Here is a 19,503-nt window from a genome sequence, read left to right as displayed (position 1 = left end):
CGCACCGGGTCTGGTTCGCGAAAGCGACAGTATGCCGCGAACGTTCCGCAGCCCACTGTCGCTTTGACGCGGTGGGCGCGACCAGAGCCGGCCTGGAGGCTCGGTGCGGGCCCGCCCCGCGCCTCCAGGCCGTGGGTGGGTGCGGTCAGGACGGGACGACGACGTCCTCGGGCAGACCGGACGCCGCGGAGCGGCCGGCGGCCTCCATCAGCGCGAGGCTCCGCAGGTTGTCGCGACCGCTCGTCTCCGGGGCGGGGCCGCCCTGCACCGAGCGGGCGAACGCCTGCAGCCCGCCCTGGCGGTCGGTGTGCGCGAGCACGGGGAGCTCGACCGGCTCGGCGACGTCGTCCTGCGTGCGGCGGACGGTGACCCGGTCGCCGTCGACCGCGTTCGGCTCACCGTCACGGCTCGTGAACCAGAGCTCGCCGTCCTCGCCCTCGATGCTCCACTCGCCGGCCCAGGCGGTGCGCGGGCCGCGGCTCAGCCAGCTGCCGCGGTAGTTGACGACCGTGCCGCCGTCGAGCTCGATGATCATCGAGGCGACCGCTTCGTCCTGGTACTTGCTGTACGCGGGGTAGCTCGCCTTGGCGAAGACCCGGACGGCCTCTTGCCCGGTGATCATCCGGAGCAGGTCGAAGTGGTGGATCGCCATGTCGTTGATCATCGCGTGCGGGAACCGGTAGTGCGGGTACGTCTCGGCGGGCTGGTCGTTGTCCCACTGCCGGAAGTCGACGTTGATCGCGGAGACCTCGCCGACGACGTCCGCCTCGAGCATCTCCTGCACGACCCGCGGTGCCGGGTACCAGCGGTAGTTCTGGCTGACCTGCAGCACCAGGCCGAGCTCCTCGGCGCGACGGACCGCGGTGACGGCCTCGTCGGTGGTGTTGGCGAAGGGCTTCTCGACCAGGACGTGCTTGCCGGCATCGAGGGCCTCGAGCGCGAGCGGCACGTGCGTCACGGCCGGGGCGGTGATGACGACGGCGTCGGCCTCGACCGCGGCGAGCGCCTCGGTCAGGGACCCGAACGCCGCGGAGGCCGGGAGCCCGAGGTCGGTCCGCACGGCCTCGAGCGTCGGTGCCGACGGGTCGACGATCCCGACCACCTGCACTTCCGACACCTCTGGAATGGCGGTGCGGGCCCAGTTGCCGCCCCACCCTCCGAGACCGACGTGGATGATCCGGACGCTCATGCGCGCACTCCTTCGTGACTGCCGTCGTGACTGGTGACGCACCACGGACGCCGCGGTGCGTGCGTCCAGTCTGTCAGTGCGTGAAGGCGTACGCGATGAGTGCCATCGTGACGATGAAGCCCGCCAGGTAGTTGATCCAGAGGAAGCGCTTCCATCCGGCGTTCGCGGCCTCGGCGCCCTGGTCGGTGATGTTCCACCACGGCAGCACGTTGAGCGCGTACGGGATGACGACGATCGCGGCGATCGGCCCGGGGAACGCCGAGAACAGCAGCGCGACGCCGGCGACCAGGTAGGCGACGAAGGCCAGGCGGACGGTGGCCCGGGCGCCGATCACGGTCGCGACGGAGCCGATGCCGCCGGCACGGTCGGCCAGGACGTCCTGCACGGCACCGAACGCGTGCGAGGCCACACCCCACAGGAAGAACGCGATGCACACAGCGACGAGCTCACCGGTCCAGTGCGGGCCCGCCAGGGCGAGGCCGTAGATCGCCGGGGAGACGAAGTGGGTGCTCGACGTGAGCGAGTCGAGGAACGGCTTCTCCTTGAACCGCAGCCCCGGTGCCGAGTACGCGATGACCGCGAAGACGCTGATCGCCAGGACGAGCCACGACCACGGCCCGTTGCCGCTGACCGCGCCGAGCACCACGAGCGCGACGAGGAAGGGGACGTTCGTGACGACGACGGCCCACAGCGTGGTGCGGTGGACGCTCTTGTCGAGCAGTGCACCCTCGACGCCGCCCTTGCGCGGGTTGCGCAGGTCGGACTCGTAGTCGAAGACGTCGTTGATGCCGTACATCGCCAGGTTGTAGGGCACCAGGAAGTACACGACACCGACCAGGAACGCGACGAGCGAGAACCCGCCGCCGCCCTCGACGCCGACCCCGCTGCCGAGCAGGTACGCGGCGCCGAACGGGTAGGCGGTGTTCACCCAGCTGATCGGGCGCGACGACACGAACAGGGCGCGCAGGGTCGACGGCCTGGAGGCGGTGCTGGCGTTCACTTCATGTCCTCTGCTGGTGCTGTGGTCGGGCCGAGCGCGGGGCGCGCGCCGGTCCGGTCGAACAGGACCCACAGGCTGGGCAGCAGCACGATGGCGGACATCGCGTAGGCGAGGTCCTCGACCGGGATCGCACCGATCTTCGCACCGCTGATGAGCGAGGGGTCGTAGGCGACGATCCGCAGCGTGACGATGACGTTGTCGAACACCATCGTCATCACCAGCAACGCGACGCCGGCGATCACGGACGTGAGCACCGCGACCCGGCGCCCGACCGCGGGCCGTCGACCCGCCGCACGGGCCCGGCGGGCGGCGACGACGCCGGCGACCACGGCCACGACGGCCGTGACGCCGAAGAACGGCAGGGCCAGGAGCGCGTACGCCCCGGTGCCGTTCACGCGCGCCGCCGATCGGTCGCCCGCTGCACGAGGGGCCGGACGAAACCGACCAGGTCCATCGTCGAGTAGCAGAGCAGCAGCAGGAAGAAGAGTTCCTCGAGCGGGACCTCGGGCGCCAGGAGCACCCCGGTGAGCAGGTTCTGCGGCCCGATGAAGAAGATGCCGGCAGCGACACCGGCGACGTCCCACACCATGAAGAACGCGACACCGACGACCATCACGGCAGCCGCCCGCCACGGTGCCCGCCAGAAGAACAGCCGGAAGCGGGCGTCCAGCACGGTCATGCCGACCAGGGACACCACCAGGCCGGCGAGGTAGACCCCGGGCATCAGGCGGTCTCGGTCCGGTCCCACGGGGCCCCGAGGGGCGTCGGCAGCGGCTCGGTGCTCCGGTCGCCGTGGATGCGCTTGAGCAGGACCTCGGCGCTGATCAGGCACATCGGCAGACCGATGCCCGGGATCGTCGAGGCGCCGACGTAGTAGAGCCCCTCGACCTTCTTCGACGCGTTCTTCTCGCGGAAGAACGCACTCTGCTTCAGGGTGTGCGCCGGGCCGAGCATCGAGCCGTTCCAGGCGTTCAGGTCGTCGGCGAAGTCGCGCGGCCCGATCGTCCGGCGGACCCGGATGCGGTCGCGCAGGTCCGGCACCCCGGCGCGCTCGGCCAGCACGTCGATGGCACGGTCCGCGATCTGCTCGACCTGGTAGTCACCGGCACCGTCGATGCCGCCCTTGCCGATCGACAGGTCGGCGGGCAGCGGCACCAGGATGAACAGGTTGCTGGTGCCGGGCGGCGAGACGCTCGGGTCGGTCTCGGACGGGGCGCAGACGTAGATCGAGGCGGGGTCCGGCACGTGCCGGTCGTCCCCGAAGATCGCGCCGAAGTTCGCCTTCCAGTCCGCGGTGAACATCAGGGTGTGGTGCAGCAGGCCCGGCGTCGGACCGTCGATGCCGAGGTACACGAGCACAGCACTCGGGCCCGGGTCGCGCTTCTTCCAGTGGTCGGCGCCGTGGGTGCGGTGCTCACGCTCGAGCAGCTGCATCTCGGTGTGCTGCATGTCGGCAGCGCTGACCACGAGGTCGGCGGGCGCCGTGTGCTGCACACCGTCGCGGTCGCGGTGGACGACCCCGGTGGCGACACCGTCCTCGACGACGATCCGTTCGACCTTCGCGCCGGCGATGATCTTCGCGCCCTCGGCCCGGGCGACCCGCTCGACGGCGGAGATCACCTCGGTGATGCCGCCCTTCGGGTAGAGCACGCCGTCGGCCAGGTCGAGGTGGCTCATCAGGTGGTACATGCTCGGCGCCGCGTACGGGCTCGTGCCGAGGAACACCGCGGGGTAGCCGAGGATCTGCCACAGACGACGGTCGCGCACGGCGGTCTCGGCGAAGGTGGAGAGCGGCTCGAGCAGCAGGCGCGCGAGCTTGGGCAGGCGACGCAGGACGTCGGGTGCGGCGAGCTTCGTGAGGTCCTGGAAGCTCGTGTAGAGGAACCGGCGCACGGCCATCGTGTAGGTGTCCTCGGCCGACGCGAGGTACTTCCGCATCCGCTCGCCGGCACCGGGCTCGATGGACTCGAACAAGGCGATGTTGGCCTCGGCGTCGGCGCGCAGGTCGATCGGCTCGTCGTGGCCCTCGCTGTAGACGCGGTAGCCGGGGTCGAGCTTCACCAGGTCGAGTTCGGCCTCGGCCGACGTCCCGAGCAGCTGGAAGAAGTGGTCGAAGACCTCGGGCATGAGGTACCACGACGGCCCGGTGTCGAACCGGAACCCGTCCTGCTCCCACGAGCCGGCACGGCCGCCGAGCTGCGTGCGCTGCTCGAGCACCGTCACCGAGAAGCCGTCGCGTGCGAGCAGCGCGGCGGCCGCCAGGCCGCTGATGCCGCCGCCGATGACGACGGCTCGGCGTGCGGGCACCTTGCGCCGGGTGGTGGTGGCGACCGTCGTCGGTCGGGAGGCGCGGGGCGGGGTCATGAGGAGCCTCCCGGCCGGTGGGTGGTGACGCGCGACCGGAGCGGTGCGCGTCCGGCGAGGACCTGCGCCGCGAGGCGCACCTTCACCGGATTGGGGACGCGCACGCGCGTCGTGACGAGGCGGCTCGCCGGGGTGCGCGCGAGTCGGTCGTTGAGTTCCTGGAACAGCGCGTGTGCGAGTCCGACGGCGTTGCGGGCGTCGGCCGGCAGCAGCCGGATCGTGCGTGCTGCGTGGTCGAGGTCGGCCTGCACGTCGGCGACCAGGCGGTGCTTGGTGGCCTCGTCGAAGGAGCGGATGTCGACGCCCGGGAAGTACGAGCGACCGAGCACCTCGAAGTCGGCGTGCAGGTCACGCAGGAAGTTCACCTTCTGGAACGCGGCGCCGAGCGCACGTGCACCGGCGACGAGTTCGGCCTGGTCGAACGTCGGCCGACCGGCGCGGTACACGAACGCGCGCAGGCACATCAGGCCGACGACCTCGGCCGAGCCGTACACGTACGCGTCGAACGAGGCGTCGTCGTGCTCGGTGCGGTCGAGGTCCATGCGCATCGAGGCGAAGAACGGGGCGGTGAGCTCGGCGCCGAAGCCGGTGGCGCGGGCGGTGCGGGCGAACGCGTGGACGACCGGGTTCACCGAGAAGCCGAGTGCGATGGCCCGTTCGGTGTCGGCCTCGAGCTCGTCGAGCACCGTGCGGGCGAGCTCGCGGTCGAGCCCGGCCTCGGTCGCGGGGCCGTCGACGACCTCGTCCGCGACGCGGACCAACGCGTAGACGTTCCGGATGTGCTCGCGCGTGTCGCGGGCGAGCATGCGGCTCGCCAGGCCGAACGACGTCGAGTACCGGTCGATGACGACCCCCGACGCGGCTTCGGCCGTGGCGTCGTAGAGCTGGAGGCGAGCCGGACGGGATCCGGTCGCCGTGGTGGTGCTGTGGGTCACCGGGCGCGCTCCACGAGTTCGGTCACGAGGGCCTCCAGGCGGTCGGCGAGGTCGTACGGCAGCCGGGCGAGCTCGGCCCGGGCGAGTGCGGTGTGGTCGGCGACACGTGCTTCCGCGGCGCCGCGCGCACCGCAGGAGACCAGGGTCGCACGGACCTCGTCCGCGCGGGCCTCGGTCAGGTCCGGGTCGCCGAGGTACGGCTCGAGGTCGGGCCAGCAGTCGGTGGTCGCCGCGTACGCGATCAGCATGGTGCGCTTGCCCTCGCGCAGGTCGCCGAGCACGGTCTTGCCGGTCATGGTCTCGTCGCCGAAGACCCCGAGCAGGTCGTCGACGATCTGGTACGCGATGCCGATCTCGCGACCGAAGGCCCCGAGGGCGGTGACGACCTCCTCGTCGGCGCCGGCCAGCACGGCGCCGGACTGCAGCGGGGCCTCGAACGAGTACACGCTCGTCTTCGCCCGCTCCATCGCCAGGACCTCGTCCACCGTCGGCATCACGCCGAGTGCCAGATCGACGTCGGTCATCTCGCCTGCGGCACTGGCGAACACGGCTTCGTCGAGCAGTTCGAGCAGCCGCTCGCGGCGGATGCCATCGACGCCAGCCGCCTCGATGAAGCGGGGCGCGCCGGCGAGGGCCAGGTCACCGGCGATCACGGCCGCACTCATCCCCCGGTGCTCGGCGGTCGGCAGCGGGAGACCGCCCGTCGTCCCGTTGTCACGGAACGACCCGGCGACGTTCGGCTGCCCGCGGCGCGACCAGTCGCGGTCGATGACGTCGTCGTGCACCACGAGTGCGGTGTGCAGGAGTTCGTACGCTGCCGCGACGTTGGCGGCTGCGTGCATGTCGGTGCCGCCCATGCCGGCGTACGCGGTCATGACCATGCGGGGCCGGAAGCGCTTGCCGCCCATGCTCGCCTTGCGGAGCACGCGCCACAGTTCTTCGGACGGTCGGCCGTAGCGCTCGGCGCGTGCCGACGACACGGCGAAGAAGCGCTCGAGGCAGTCGTCGACGAGCGCGAGGTCGATGTGCGGCACGGTGGTCGCTTCCTCGCTCATTGGCCTAACCTATCGACACAGATGAACGCTTTCCCTGAATCCGTGGTGCTCCTGGCCGACGACCGTACCCCGATCGGCACGGCGGACAAGTTCACGGTGCACACAGCCCACACGCCCCTGCACCTGGCGTTCTCGTGCCACGTCCGGAACACCGACGGTGAAGTCCTGGTGACCCGACGAGCACTGTCGAAGAAGACCTGGCCGGGGGTGTGGACGAACACCTTCTGCGGCCACCCCGGTCCGGACGAGTCCTTCGAGGACGCCATCGGCCGTCGGGCCTCTCGCGAGCTCGGCATCACCGTGCGCGACGTCGAGGTCGTGCTGCCGGAGTTCCGGTACCGCGCGGTCGACGCCTCGGGCATCGTGGAGAACGAGGTCTGCCCCGTCTTCCGTGCCGTGACCGACGACACTCCGGCGCCCGCGGACGACGAGGTCGCCGAGTGGGCATGGGTGTCCGAGGACTCTCTCAGGCAGGCCGTCGCCGGCGCACCGTTCGCCTGGAGCCCGTGGCTCGGGTGGCAGCTCGCCGAGCTCGAGACCGCCGGGCTGCACGTCACGCGCTGACGCTCCTGCGCCTGTCGGGCCGGGTTGTCCCGCCCGCGCCGCAGGCGTACGCTCGACGGTCGGCAGCGCTCTGGGCGCCGCCACGACGAGACGAGAAGGGCAGGTGAGGCGCGATGTCGGGTGACCATCCTCGATCGGGCCGGCCGCCCGTGTCGGTCGTCGCGCCCGCTCGCTGACCCTGCCTGCGTCCCGGATCACCTCCGGGGCGCCATCGCGCCCGTCTGCTCCGCACCGAAGGAGCACGCACATGGCACTGATCGACAACGCGATCTACGTCCGGGGACGCCGCGTGGAGTCTCCGTCGACCCTGTCGCGACCGGCTCGTGGCGACCTGACGTGGATCGGGCTGCTCCGGCCCGACCCGCACGAACTCGAGGCCGTCGCCACCGAGTTCGACCTGCACGAGAACGCCGTCGAGGACGCCCGCAAGGGACACCAGCGCGCCAAGCTCGAGCGCTACGGCGACACCCTGTTCCTGGTGCTCCGGCCGGCCTGGTTCGACCAGGCCTCGGGCACCGTCGAGTTCGGCGAGGTGCACCTGTTCGTCGGCGACCACTTCGTCGTGAGTGTCCGGCACGCCGCCCGACCCGACCTGGCGGTGCTGCGCGCACAGGTCGAGGCGGACCCGGAGTTCCTGGCGAAGGGGTCCGATGCCGTGACCGCGGCCGTGCTCGACGAGGTCGTCGACGGCTACGGCCCCGTCGTCCAGGTCCTGCAGGAGCAGATCGACGCCATCGAGGACCAGCTGTTCGCCGGGCAGGTCGACCCGGGGGTCTCGAAGCGCATCTACCAGCTGCTCAGCGAGGTCCTCGCGTTCCAGCGGGCCACCACCCCGGTGCCGGCGATGGTCACGGGGCTGCTCCGCGGTGCCGACAAGTACGGCGTCGACGACGACGTGCAGCACCGACTCCGCAACGTGCACGACCACGCACTCCGCGTCACCGAGCGCGTCGACTCGTTCCGCGCCCTGCTCGAGAACGCCCTGACCCTGCACGCCACCCTGGTGTCGCAGGAGCAGAACGAGGCGATGCGCCGGATGACCAGCGCGAGCCTGGCCCAGGGCGAGGAGAGCCGGCAACTCGCCCGGGCAGCACACCGCCAGGGCGAGGAGGTCAAGAAGATCTCGTCGTGGGCGGCGATCCTGTTCGCGCCCGGCCTGATCGCCGGTGTCTACGGGATGAACTTCGACCACATGCCCGAGCTGCACTGGCACTACGGCTACCCGGTCGCGATCCTCGGCATGCTCCTGCTGATGGGCGTGCTCTGGGCGATCTTCCGCAAGCGCAACTGGCTCTGAGCGGACGGCGGATCGGCGCACAGGTGGCGTCGATCCGCCGGACGTGCATAATGATCTGGCCCGGAATGTGAACGTGCACATCGATGTGCCACGACGCCCGGGCGGAAACGAGCAGCAATGGCGTCATCGCGGACACAGCAACCGCGTTCGCCCAGCATCCGTGACGTCGCACGGATCGCGGGCGTCTCGCACCAGACCGTCTCGCGGGTGCTGAACAACTCGGATGCGATCCGGGCCGAGACACGCGACAAGGTCCTGGCGGCCATGGAGCAGCTGCAGTACCGGCCGAACCGGGCCGCACGCGCCCTGGTCACGAGCCGGACCCACACGATCGGCGTCCTGACGGCCCGCCGCGCCCACTACGGTCCCGCCGTCGCGCTGCAGGCGATCGAGGACGCCGCGATGCTCCGGGGCTACTCGGTCACGACGGCGAACATCGCCGAGGCGACCGACGCCGCCGTGCGTGAAGGACTCGGACACCTGCTCGACCTCGACGTCGAGGGCATCGTCGTCATCGCACCCCAGCAGCGGGTCTTCGACCTGATCGCGGAACTCGGCATCCGCACCCCCTACGTCACCATGCGCGCCAGTGTCGGCGAGGACCCGACGGCCCTGTGGGTGGACCAGATGGAGGGCGCCCGGCTCGCGACCGCGCACCTGCTCGACCTCGGCCACGAGTACGTGCGGCACATCGCCGGACCACAGGACTGGATCGAGGCCGACGCCCGCATGCAGGGGTTCCTGCGCGAGATGTCCGACCGTGACATGGCCGTCGCGCCGCCGATCCTGGGCGACTGGACCGCCGACTTCGGCTACCACGCCGGCCGCGAGCTGCTGCGGTGGCGGGACTGCACCGCGATCTTCTGCTCGAACGACCAGATGGCGCTCGGCGTCATGCACGCGGCACGCTCGTACGGGCTCGACGTCCCAGGTGACCTGTCCGTGGTCGGCTACGACGACATCCCCGAGGCGAAGCACTTCTGGCCGCCGCTCACCACGGTGCAGGTCGACTTCGCCGAGCTCGGGCGGCGCTGCGTGGACCTGCTGCTGCCGAGTGAGGGCGAACTGCTCCGCCCCATCGACATCGTCCCGCAGCTGGTCGTGCGCGCCTCCACGAGCGCACCCCGCACGCGCTGACGCACCTCGGGCTGGTCCGGCGCCCCGGAGTACCTGCCCCGAACGTCCAACCAGGGACGTCCGGAGACACCCGCACGCCCGAAACGACCAGGTACGCCCGAGAGGTCTCGGTACGCCCGGAACCACCCGGCCACCCCGCAGTACCTGCCAGGAACGGGCATACCGGCCACGAAGTACTGCCCAGGCACGCCCGAAACGACCAGGCACGCCCGAAACGTCTCGGTACGCCCGGAACCAACCGGCCACCCCGGAGTACCTGCCACAAACGGGCATGCCTGCCACGAAGTTCTGGCCAGGGACGTTCGAAACGAGCCGGAACACCCGGAACGACCAGGTACGCCCGGAACGACTGGGTACGCCCGGAACCAACCGGCCACCCCGGAGTACCTGCCAGGAACGGGCATACCTGCCACGAACTTCCGACCAGGTACGCCCGAAACGTCCCGGTACGCCCGGAACCAACCGGCCGCCCCGGAGTACCTGCCACAAACGGGCGTACCTGCCACGAACTTCCGACCAGGGACGCCCGGAAGCACCAGCCAAGCCCGCTCCGACAAGGCGAGCGCGGCTCCGGACGCGACCACGAGGCGGACGGGAGGCCCGTGGCGGGCCCGCCACGGGCCTCCCGTCCGCGCATGCGGATTCGCGCAACGAAACGCGCGCTCCCGAGCCCCCTGGCCCCAACCCGGGGGGCGTTCTCGCCGGATCACGCACGCCGTTACGAAAACGCGACCAATCCGAATTGACAGCCGCACCGAGGCTGTGCGTAAATTGCCTCCGTCCAGCCGATGTGACCGTTCACATGAGCGTCACACCGAGCCGGATCCGGACGCGACAACGAAGTCCACACAGGCCCCCTGTGCTTTCGCTGCCGCAGCAGAACCACCCGAACACACTGCCGCACCGAAGCGGCAGAAGGAGATGCACTGTGGCGTCAACCCCGATCGACACCGGCCTCGAGACCCGGTCGATCACCGCACCCGAGACGATCCTCGAGATGCGCTCTATCACCAAGGAGTTCCCTGGTGTGAAGGCGCTGGCCGACGTCTCCCTCAGCGTCCGCGCCGGCGAGATCCACGCGATCTGCGGCGAGAACGGCGCCGGCAAGTCGACCCTGATGAAGGTCCTGTCGGGCGTCTACCCGTACGGCACCTACAGCGGCGAGATCGTCTACGAGGGCGAGGAAGTCCGCTTCTCGAACATCAAGCAGTCCGAGCAGGCCGGCATCGTCATCATCCACCAGGAGCTGGCGCTCGTCCCGGAGCTCTCGATCACCGAGAACCTGTTCCTGGGCAACGAGCCGAGCCGCGGTGGCGTCATCAACTGGACCGCCGCACAGCTCCGTGCGCAGGACCTGCTTGCCCGCGTCGGCCTGGCCGACGACCCGGACACGCAGATCAAGAACATCGGTGTCGGCAAGCAGCAGCTCGTCGAGATCGCGAAGGCCCTGCACAAGGACGTCAAGCTCCTGATCCTCGACGAGCCGACCGCCGCGCTCAACGAGAACGACTCGCAGCACCTGCTCGACCTGATCGTCGGGCTGAAGGCCAAGGGCATCGCGAGCATCATCATCAGCCACAAGCTCAACGAGATCGAGCAGATCGCGGACGAGATCACGATCATCCGTGACGGCAAGGCCATCGAGACGCTCAACGTCAAGGCGGACGGCGTCAACGAGGACCGCATCATCCGCGGCATGGTGGGCCGCTCGCTCGAGTCGCGCTTCCCCGACCGCACCCCGAAGATCGGCGAGACCTTCTTCGAGGTCCGCAACTGGACCGTGCAGCACCCGATCGACCCGTCGCGCCTGGTCTGCAAGGCGTCGAACTTCCACGTCCGCAAGGGCGAGATCGTCGGCTTCGCCGGCCTGATGGGTGCCGGACGCACCGAGCTGGCGATGAGCCTGTTCGGTCGCTCCTACGGCACCTGGCTCGACGGCCAGATCATCAAGGACGGCCGCGAGATCAAGGTCACGAACGTCCAGCAGGCGATCGAGAACGGCATCGGCTACGTCTCCGAGGACCGCAAGGCGCTCGGCCTGAACCTGCTCGACACCGTGAAGCGCTCGACGGTCGCCGCCGACCTGAAGAAGATCTCGAAGGCCGGTGTCGTCGACTCGCTCGAGGAGTACTCGGTCGCCGAGAAGTACCGCAAGATGCTCCGTACCAAGGTGCCGAGCGTCGAGGACAACGTCGGCAAGCTCTCTGGTGGCAACCAGCAGAAGGTCGTCCTGTCCAAGTGGATGTTCACCGACCCGGACATCCTGATCCTCGACGAGCCCACCCGCGGCATCGACGTGGGTGCCAAGTTCGAGATCTACGGGATCATCCAGCAGCTCGCGGCCGAGGGGAAGGGCATCATCCTCATCTCGTCCGAGCTCCCCGAACTCCTCGGTCTCTCCGACCGGATCTACACCATCTTCGAGGGCCAGATCACCGCTGACCTCCCGGCCGACCAGGCCGATCCCGAATCGCTCATGCGCAGCATGACCTCCGCGCGGAAGGGCGCCACCGCCTCATGAACAACCTGAAACTGCTCTTCGGCAAGGGCAACAGCATCGGCCAGTACGGCATGATCATCGCCCTCATCGTGCTGCTGATCTTCTTCTCGATCACGACGAACGGGCTCATCCTCGAGCCGACCAACGTCATCAACCTGTTCCTGCAGTACTCCTACATCCTGATCCTGGCGCTCGGCATGGTCATGGTCATCATCGCGGGGCACATCGACCTGTCGGTGGGTTCGGTCGCAGCGGTCGTCGGCATCGTCGTGGCGCAGTCCATGGCCGTGTGGGACTTCCCGGTGTGGGCCGCCATCATCCTGGGTCTCGCGTGCGGCGCCCTGATCGGTGCGTGGCAGGGCTTCTGGGTCGCGTTCGTGAAGGTCCCGGCCTTCATCGTGACGCTGGCCGGTCAGCTCATCTTCCGTGGCGTGAACCAGATCATCGGCAACTCGACGTCCGTCCCCGTCCCGAACGGCTTCACCCCGATCGGCGCCGGCTTCCTCGGTGACTTCGGCCCCGACTTCGGCTTCAGCAACGGCACGCTGCTCATCGGGCTCGTCACGATCCTCGCGCTCATCATCATCGAGGCCCGCGGCCGCGCCCGCCGCCGGAAGATGCAGGCAGAGGTCCCGCCGCTGTGGGTCTCGATCGTCCGCACCGGCATCCTGGTCGCCGTCACGCTCGTCGCCACCTACCTGTTCGGTGCCGGCCCGGTCGGCACCTCGGTCCCGATCGTCGCGATCATCCTCGGTGTCCTGACCATCGTCTACGGCTTCGTCACGAAGAACACGATCTTCGGTCGCCAGGTCTACGCCGTCGGTGGCAACGCGAACGCCGCCGTCCTGTCCGGTGTCTCCGCGAAGAAGGTCAACTTCTTCGTCATGATGAACATGTCGGTCCTCGCCGCGATCGCCGGCATGGTGTTCGTCGCCTACTCCGGTGCCTCGGGCCCCGCGGACGGCACCGGCTGGGAGCTCGACGCGATCGCCGCCGTGTTCGTCGGTGGTGCAGCGGTCGCCGGTGGTGTCGGCACGATCTCCGGCTCGATCATCGGTGGTCTCGTGATGGCGCTGCTGTCGAACGGCCTGCAGCTGATGGGCCTCGAGTCCAACCAGGTGCAGATCATCCGCGGTCTCGTCCTGCTCGTCGCCGTCGCCTTCGACGTCTACTCGAAGTCGCAGGGACGCCCGTCGCTGATCGGCGGCATGATGCGGCAGTTCCAGCGGAAGGACACCGAGCAGAACACGGTGGCCGCCCAGCAGCCGCGGTCCATCGAGGACCAGCCGGACAAGATCACCCTCCCCTAGTCCCAACTCCCCACACCGGGGCCTCGGCCCCACACCTCCTCAACGAAGAGAAAGCAATCACATGCGCAAGAAGATCGTCGCCGGCCTCAGCCTGGCGCTCATCGCGGGCCTCGCCCTCAGCGGTTGCTCGGCACGCGGCTCGTCCGACGACGCCGGCAGCACCAGCACCATCAAGAAGGGCGACCTCATCGGCGTCGCCCTGCCGGCCAAGACCTCGCAGAACTGGGTCCTCGCGGGCGCCGCGTTCAAGAAGTCGATCGAGGACGCCGGCTTCAAGGCCGACATCCAGTACGCCAACGCCGGCAACCCGGTCCCCGACCAGCAGTCGCAGATCTCGGGCATGATCACCAAGGGCGCCAAGGCCGTCATCATCGGTGCCGCCGACGGTTCGCAGCTGACCGCGCAGGTCAAGTCCGCCAAGGACCGCGGCGCCGTCGTCATCGCCTGGGACCGCAACATCCTGAACACGAAGAACGTCGACTACTACGTGGCGTTCAACAACTTCAAGGTCGGCCAGCTCCAGGCCGAGGCGCTGCTCAAGGGCCTCGAGGAGAAGAAGGGCGACAAGCCGTACAACGTCGAGCTCTTCGCCGGTTCGCCGGACGACGCCAACGCGACCGTGTTCTTCAACGGTGCGATGGACGTCCTCCAGCCGAAGATCGACGACGGCACCATCAAGGTCGTCTCCGGTCAGACCACGTTCCAGAAGGTCGTCACGCAGGGCTGGCTCGCGCAGAAGGCCCAGTCGCGCATGACCGACCTGCTCTCGCAGTACTACACGGGTGACACCGAGCTCGACGGCGTCCTGTCGCCGAACGACACCCTCGCCCGTGCGATCCTCACCGCGACCAAGGCCGCCGGCAAGGACAACCCCGTCGTGACGGGCCAGGACTCGGAGACCGCGTCCATCCCGCTCATCATGCAGGGCACGCAGTACTCGACGATCTTCAAGGACACGTCGAAGGAGGCCCAGGCGGCCGTCGACCTCGTCTCCACGCTGTCGAAGGGCGACAAGCCCGACACGAAGATGGACAAGACGAACAACTACAACGGCAAGAAGACGGTCCCCGCGATCGAGCTCACGCCGGTCCTGGTCACCAAGGACAACGCCGTCGAGGCCTACAAGGGCAACGACACCCTCGAGGAGCTCGCCAAGAAGGGCTGATCTCCCCAGCACCACGGACGGCCCCGTCTCGCCTCGGCGAGACGGGGCCGTCCTGCGTCGTCCGGGGGCCGGCCACACGGCGGACGGGAGGCTCGGTGCACGTCGTGATCCGTGCCTCCAGTCCGCCGTGTGGTCCGCCCAGGGCACGTGGCCGCGCCCGGTCCGTGCCCGCGTCCGTCAGGGGTGGGCAGCGCGCAACCGGCGCGCGGCGTCGGCGAGGTGCGGGACGTCGGTGCGGGCGGTGCCGAACACCAGCGCACGCGTCGTGTCGAAGTACCGCCGGGTCAGCCGCTCCCCCAGGTCGGACACGCGCGACCACGGGATGCCGGGCTCGCTCGCGGTGACCCCGGCGGGGAGCACCCGGACCGCCTCACCGATCTCGACCAGGCGCATCCGGACCGCGTCGTGCACCAGGTCCTCGGGCACCCGCTCGTCGTCGATGTAGCGCCGGATCGCCTCGCACGCCCGGATGACGTCGTCGAGGCGGTCGGCCACGGCACGGCGGATGCCGGGCTGCCCACTCACAGCGGCACCGCGGTCCGGACGACCCCGGGGCGCATGCCCGCGGCGTCGACGACGTCGACGCGGACTCCGAGCAACCGTTCGGCGGCGTCCTGGATGCGCATCAGCGCGAAGATGCCGAGCCCCGCGTCGACGTCGACCATCAGGTCGACGTCACTGTCCGGACCGTCCTCACCCCGCGCGACGCTGCCGAAGATCCGGGGGTTCCGCCCGCCGAACCGCTGCACGATCTCGATGAGGTCCTGCCGGGCCGCGACCACACGCTCGAGGAGCGGCGGGGGTTCCTCGACCGGCTGCAGGTCGATCGTCGTCGTGAAGCCCGCCGCGCGGAGCATCCGCTGCAGGGCTGCGAGCGACGGTTCGCGACGACCGTTCTCGTAGGTGCTGATGACGCTCTGCGTGACGCCGGCGCGCTGGGCGAGCTGGACCTGGGTCAGTTCGGCGCGTTCACGGGCGTCGCGGATGAGCACCGCGGCCGACAGCGGCGGGGCGGACCGTGGGGGAACAGCGGACATGCTGCAACGATACACAGCATCCAACATTTCGTCCGCCGCCGGAGCGGCACGTGCTCAGCGGGGGTCGGAGACGTCCGCCCGGTGGAAGTTCTGCGCCGAGCGGGACGCGGTCGGGCCACGCTGGCCCTGGTAGCGGGACTGGTACTCGGCGGAACCGTAGGGCTTCTCGGCCGGGCTCGACAGCTGGAAGAAGCACAGCTGTCCGATCTTCATCCCCGGCCACAGCTTGATGGGCAGCGTCGCGACGTTCGACAGCTCGAGCGTCACGTGCCCGGAGAACCCGGGGTCGATGAAGCCCGCGGTCGAGTGGGTCAGGAGGCCGAGACGGCCGAGCGAGCTCTTGCCCTCGAGCCGAGCGGCGATGTCGTCGGGCAGCGTCACGACCTCGAACGTGGAGCCGAGGACGAACTCGCCCGGGTGCAGCACGAACGCCTCGTCCGGGTCGGTCTCGACCAGGCGGGTCAGGTCGGGCTGGTCCACCGCGGGGTCGATGTGCGGGTACTTGTGGTTGTCGAACAGCCGGAAGAACTTGTCGAGCCGGACGTCGATGCTCGACGGCTGCACGAGCGAGGCGTCGTACGGGTCGAGGCCGATCCGGCCTGCAGCGAGCTGGGCGGTGATGTCGCGGTCGGAGAGCAGCACGGACGAAGCCTAGCGGCAGCGGGCGTCGCGCCGGTATGCTGCCAGGCTGCCCACCGCCCGGGCGGGCGGCGTTCGGAGCAGTGATGACCACCTACACCGTCGACGAGATCACGGTGCCCGCCACCATGGACGACGACCCGGCGACCGTCGCGACCTTCGCCGAGTGGCTCGCGGTGTCCGACGGCGCCGAAGCCGCCGTGCACGGGCTGCACGAGTTGGCCTGGACACCGGAGGAGTACCTGCCGCTGTGCCGCGAGCCGGGCGCCCCGAGCCGGCTCGTCGTCGCCCGAGACGACCGTGGCACCGTGGTCGGTGCGGGCTCGTACGACACGAAGCAGGAGCCCGGCACCACCAACTGCTGGCTGTCGGTCGGCGTCGACCTCGAGCACCAGCGCCGCGGTGTCGGGACGCTGCTCGCCGACCACCTGGAGTCGATGGCCCGCGCCGACGGCCGGACGCAGTGGAAGACGTACGCCGTCTCGCGGCAGGTCGGGCCCGCATCCGGGCCCGGGTACGTGCAGGCCCTGACGGGGTTCGGCGCCGTCCCGGAGGACGAGGCGGGGGTGCGGTTCCTGACCGCCCGCGGCTGGCACTTCGGCCAGGTGAACCGGATCAGCCGGCTCCCGCTGCCCGCCGACGCATCCGTGGTGCGCGGACTGCACGAGCGGGCGTCTGCTGCCGCCGGGCCGGAGTACCGCGTGCACGCCTGGACCGGTCGCACGCCGGAGCAGTGGCTCGACGGCATCGCCCTGCTCGAGACCCGGATGAGCACCGACGCGCCCGCCGGGGACATGGAGGAGCCCGAGGACGTCTGGACCGCCGAACGGCTCCGGGAGCACGAGGACGAGCTCGCCCGGGCACCGCGCACCCTGCTCACCGTGGCCGTCGAGCACCTGCCGACGACCACCCTGGCCGGTTTCACGCAGCTGTCCGTCCCGGACGACCCCGCACGGCCGGCACAGCAGTGGGACACCCTGGTGCTCCGCGAACACCGCGGCCACCGGCTCGGCTGGCTGCTCAAGGTCGTCGGGATCCGAGAGCTCGAGCGGCGGTTCCCGGGGCGCCCCTCGGTCATCACGTTCAACGCGGAGGAGAACCGCCACATGCTCGACGTGAACGAGGCCGTCGGGTTCGTCGGCGTCGGCTGCGAGGGCATCTGGGAACGGCGGGTCTGAGCGCGCATCCGAGGGGCCGCCGTCCAGCCGACACGCCTACGATTGGACGGTCATGACCGTCACGTCACCCGAAACCCAGCCCACGGGGTCAGCGCCGGACGCCGCCCCCACCACCGGGCGCTCGTCCACCGTCGCGACGGTCCTCGTCATCGCGATCCCGCTGGCCGTCGCGTGCTCGATCCTCGGGCTGACGATCACCGGTGCCTTCAGCGCGAGTCAGCAGCTGGTGTCCGCCGGCGAGGTCGTCGAGTACGGCCTGCCGATCGCCCGCGTCGTGCACGACACGATGGCAGCGCTGACCATCGGGCTCCTCATCGTCGCCGCCTTCGCGCTGCCCGCGCAGAAGAAGGACCACGGCGCCCTGTCCAGCGTGCAGCACCGTGCGACCCGGTGGGCTGCAGCGACCGGCGCCGTCTGGTTCCTGGCCGCCGCGGTGAGCATCGTCCTGACCGGCGCGAACACCCTCGGTGTCCCGCTCACCAGCCCGGTGTTCGCCCGCAACTTCATGCTCTTCGCGTTCCAGGTCGAGATCGGCCAGGCGCTCGTGGTGTCGGCAGCCGCGATCCTCGTCGCCACGGTGGTCGCCGCCTTCGCCACCCGGGTGACGACCCTGGCGTTCGCCACCGTGATCGGCCTGTTCGCCCTGCTCCCCCTGGCCCTGTCCGGGCACGCCGCCGGCTCGCTCGAGCACGCGAACGCGGTGAACTCGCTCGCGATCCACCTGGTCGGGGTGTGCGTGTGGGCCGGTGGCCTGGTCGCCGTGGTCCTGCTCCGCACCCGCACGAAGGGCGCGACCGGACGCGTGATCGCCCGGTACTCGACGCTCGCCGGCTGGTCGTTCGGGGCCGTGGCGTTCTCCGGCATCGTCAACGCGTCGCTCCGCCTGACCGGCCCGCTCGACCTGTTCACGACGACGTACGGCTGGCTGATCACCGTCAAGGCGCTCATCCTCGTGCTGCTCGGCATCGCGGGGATCGTGCAGCGCCGGAAGCTCGTGCCCGGGCTCCTCCGCGCGCCGCTCGACCGCCGCCTGTTCACCCGGTTCGCGCTGGCCGAGATCGTGTTCATGGCCGTGGCCATCGGCGTCTCGGTCGCCGTGTCCCGCTCGCAGCCGCCGATCCCGCAGACCCCCGCGACGGGCGAGGACACCCGCTCCGGCCTGATCGGGTTCCCGTTCCCGCCGGCACAGACCACGCAGACCTACCTGACCCAGTGGCACATCGACTGGGTGTGGCTCGGCCTGGCCGTCGTCGGGGCCGTCTGGTACCTGCTGGCGGTGCGCAAGCTCCGGAAGCGCGGCGACGCCTGGCCCGTCGGGCGCACCATCGCCTGGCTGATCGGCTGCGCCCTGTTCATCTGGACCACGTCGGCCGGCCCCGCCGTGTACGGCATGATCCACTTCTCGTCGCACATGCTCCAGCACATGCTGCTGATGATGTTCGTCCCGCTGCCGCTCGTGCTCGGCGGCCCGGTGCTGCTCGCGCTCCGCACCCTGCCGGTCCGGAACGACGGCTCACGCGGCGCCCGCGAGTGGCTCATGCTCTTCGTGCACTCCCGCTGGATGCAGTTCCTCGGCAAGCCCGCCGTCGCGGGCATCATCTTCGCCGGCTCCCTCGTGGTGTTCTACTTCACGCCGGCGTACCAGGCCGCGATGCAGTCGCACGAGTGGCACGTCGCGATGATCATCCACTTCGTCCTGAGCGGCTACCTGTTCTTCTGGGTCTTCGTCGGCGTCGACCCGGGCCCCCAGCGCCCGCCGTACCCGATGCTCATCATCACCCTGCTGGCCACCCTGGCATTCCACGCGTTCTTCGGCGTCGCGGTCATGACGTCGCAGTCGGTGTTCGCGATCGACTGGTTCCACGCACTGGGCCAGACGAACGACGCCGCACTGCTCGACGACCAGCACACCGGCGGCGGCATCGCCTGGGGCGCTTCGGAGCTCCCGATGGTGTTCGTGGCCCTGCTCGTCGTCCGGAACTGGATGCGCTCGGACAAGCGCGACGCGAAGCGCCTCGACCGCAAGGCCGACCGCGACGGTGACGCCGACCTGAAGGCGTACAACGAGCGCCTGGCGGCGATGAGCAAGCGGGACTGACCCACAGCACCGGCCACACGGCGGGCGCGGCCCCG

At 70.0% G+C, this 19,503-nt stretch carries 18 protein-coding genes; 8 read left to right on the top strand and 10 right to left on the bottom strand.

What is annotated here, in order from left to right; genetic code table 11:
• Positions 1–145: 145 nt before the first annotated feature.
• From DEI98_RS02790 to DEI98_RS02760, 7 genes are all read right to left on the bottom strand, one after another.
• Positions 146–1,189, bottom strand: coding sequence for a Gfo/Idh/MocA family protein (locus tag DEI98_RS02790; protein WP_027464923.1), 1,044 nt, complete (start codon positions 1,187–1,189; stop codon positions 146–148).
• Between the two features lie 73 nt (positions 1,190–1,262).
• Positions 1,263–2,189 (bottom strand): prenyltransferase, encoded by a 927-nt coding sequence (locus tag DEI98_RS02785; RefSeq protein ID WP_071404934.1) that lies wholly within the window; start codon positions 2,187–2,189, stop codon positions 1,263–1,265.
• Positions 2,186–2,584, bottom strand: a complete 399-nt coding sequence (locus DEI98_RS02780; protein ID WP_181437904.1) for a lycopene cyclase domain-containing protein — start codon at positions 2,582–2,584, stop codon at positions 2,186–2,188. The genes DEI98_RS02785 and DEI98_RS02780 overlap by 4 nt, the downstream gene beginning before the upstream one ends.
• On the bottom strand, positions 2,581–2,913 hold the full coding sequence (locus DEI98_RS02775) for a lycopene cyclase domain-containing protein (RefSeq protein WP_027464925.1): 333 nt from the start codon (positions 2,911–2,913) through the stop codon (positions 2,581–2,583). The genes DEI98_RS02780 and DEI98_RS02775 overlap by 4 nt, the downstream gene beginning before the upstream one ends.
• Positions 2,913–4,553, bottom strand: a complete 1,641-nt coding sequence (crtI, locus tag DEI98_RS02770; protein WP_111099826.1) for a phytoene desaturase family protein — start codon at positions 4,551–4,553, stop codon at positions 2,913–2,915. Before crtI ends, DEI98_RS02775 begins: the two co-directional genes overlap by 1 nt.
• Positions 4,550–5,488 carry a squalene/phytoene synthase family protein gene (locus tag DEI98_RS02765; protein ID WP_111039393.1) on the bottom strand — a complete coding sequence of 313 codons (939 nt, stop codon included), beginning with the start codon at positions 5,486–5,488 and terminating at the stop codon, positions 4,550–4,552. Before DEI98_RS02765 ends, crtI begins: the two co-directional genes overlap by 4 nt.
• A complete protein-coding gene (locus DEI98_RS02760) occupies positions 5,485–6,543 on the bottom strand; it encodes a polyprenyl synthetase family protein (RefSeq protein ID WP_181437903.1) in 1,059 nt (352 codons plus the stop codon). The genes DEI98_RS02765 and DEI98_RS02760 overlap by 4 nt, the downstream gene beginning before the upstream one ends.
• 21 nt (positions 6,544–6,564) lie before the next feature.
• Here DEI98_RS02760 and idi point away from each other — a divergent pair, with 21 nt between their 5' ends.
• From idi to DEI98_RS02730, 6 genes are all read left to right on the top strand, one after another.
• On the top strand, positions 6,565–7,107 hold the full coding sequence (gene idi / locus DEI98_RS02755) for an isopentenyl-diphosphate Delta-isomerase (protein ID WP_111099825.1): 543 nt from the start codon (positions 6,565–6,567) through the stop codon (positions 7,105–7,107).
• Between the two features lie 247 nt (positions 7,108–7,354).
• Positions 7,355–8,404 (top strand): magnesium and cobalt transport protein CorA, encoded by a 1,050-nt coding sequence (locus DEI98_RS02750; protein ID WP_111099824.1) that lies wholly within the window; start codon positions 7,355–7,357, stop codon positions 8,402–8,404.
• Positions 8,405–8,521: 117 nt separating this feature from the next.
• Positions 8,522–9,541, top strand: a complete 1,020-nt coding sequence (locus DEI98_RS02745; RefSeq protein WP_017886425.1) for a LacI family DNA-binding transcriptional regulator — start codon at positions 8,522–8,524, stop codon at positions 9,539–9,541.
• A gap of 997 nt (positions 9,542–10,538) precedes the next feature.
• Positions 10,539–12,062, top strand: coding sequence for a multiple monosaccharide ABC transporter ATP-binding protein (gene mmsA, locus DEI98_RS02740; RefSeq protein ID WP_111029829.1), 1,524 nt, complete (start codon positions 10,539–10,541; stop codon positions 12,060–12,062).
• On the top strand, positions 12,059–13,351 hold the full coding sequence (gene mmsB, locus DEI98_RS02735; protein ID WP_111099823.1) for a multiple monosaccharide ABC transporter permease: 1,293 nt from the start codon (positions 12,059–12,061) through the stop codon (positions 13,349–13,351). Before mmsA ends, mmsB begins: the two co-directional genes overlap by 4 nt.
• A gap of 61 nt (positions 13,352–13,412) precedes the next feature.
• Positions 13,413–14,516, top strand: a complete 1,104-nt coding sequence (locus DEI98_RS02730; protein WP_110864942.1) for a sugar-binding protein — start codon at positions 13,413–13,415, stop codon at positions 14,514–14,516.
• A 177-nt stretch (positions 14,517–14,693) separates the two neighbouring features.
• Here DEI98_RS02730 and DEI98_RS02725 read toward each other — a convergent pair whose 3' ends face one another.
• From DEI98_RS02725 to dcd, 3 genes are read right to left on the bottom strand one after another with little or no spacing between them, the layout of a single operon-like run.
• A complete protein-coding gene (locus DEI98_RS02725) occupies positions 14,694–15,041 on the bottom strand; it encodes a DUF86 domain-containing protein (RefSeq protein ID WP_084740843.1) in 348 nt (115 codons plus the stop codon).
• Entirely contained in the window at positions 15,038–15,553 is a 516-nt protein-coding gene (locus tag DEI98_RS02720; RefSeq protein ID WP_110864943.1) for a helix-turn-helix domain-containing protein, read from the bottom strand. Before DEI98_RS02720 ends, DEI98_RS02725 begins: the two co-directional genes overlap by 4 nt.
• A 54-nt stretch (positions 15,554–15,607) precedes the next feature.
• Positions 15,608–16,195, bottom strand: a complete 588-nt coding sequence (gene dcd, locus DEI98_RS02715) for a dCTP deaminase (RefSeq protein ID WP_071404926.1) — start codon at positions 16,193–16,195, stop codon at positions 15,608–15,610.
• Positions 16,196–16,278: 83 nt separating this feature from the next.
• Between dcd and DEI98_RS02710 the strand changes: the two genes are divergently transcribed.
• Both DEI98_RS02710 and DEI98_RS02705 read left to right on the top strand, forming a co-directional pair.
• Positions 16,279–17,370 carry a GNAT family N-acetyltransferase gene (locus DEI98_RS02710; RefSeq protein ID WP_181437902.1) on the top strand — a complete coding sequence of 364 codons (1,092 nt, stop codon included), beginning with the start codon at positions 16,279–16,281 and terminating at the stop codon, positions 17,368–17,370.
• Between the two features lie 52 nt (positions 17,371–17,422).
• Entirely contained in the window at positions 17,423–19,468 is a 2,046-nt protein-coding gene (locus DEI98_RS02705; RefSeq protein WP_071404924.1) for a cytochrome c oxidase assembly protein, read from the top strand.
• Positions 19,469–19,503: the final 35 nt, after the last annotated feature.

This window comes from Curtobacterium sp. MCLR17_034, from assembly GCF_003234485.1.
Lineage (GTDB): Bacteria > Actinomycetota > Actinomycetes > Actinomycetales > Microbacteriaceae > Curtobacterium > Curtobacterium flaccumfaciens.
Note: the sequence above shows the minus strand (reverse complement) of the source record. Positions and strands in the feature narration are given on the sequence as shown.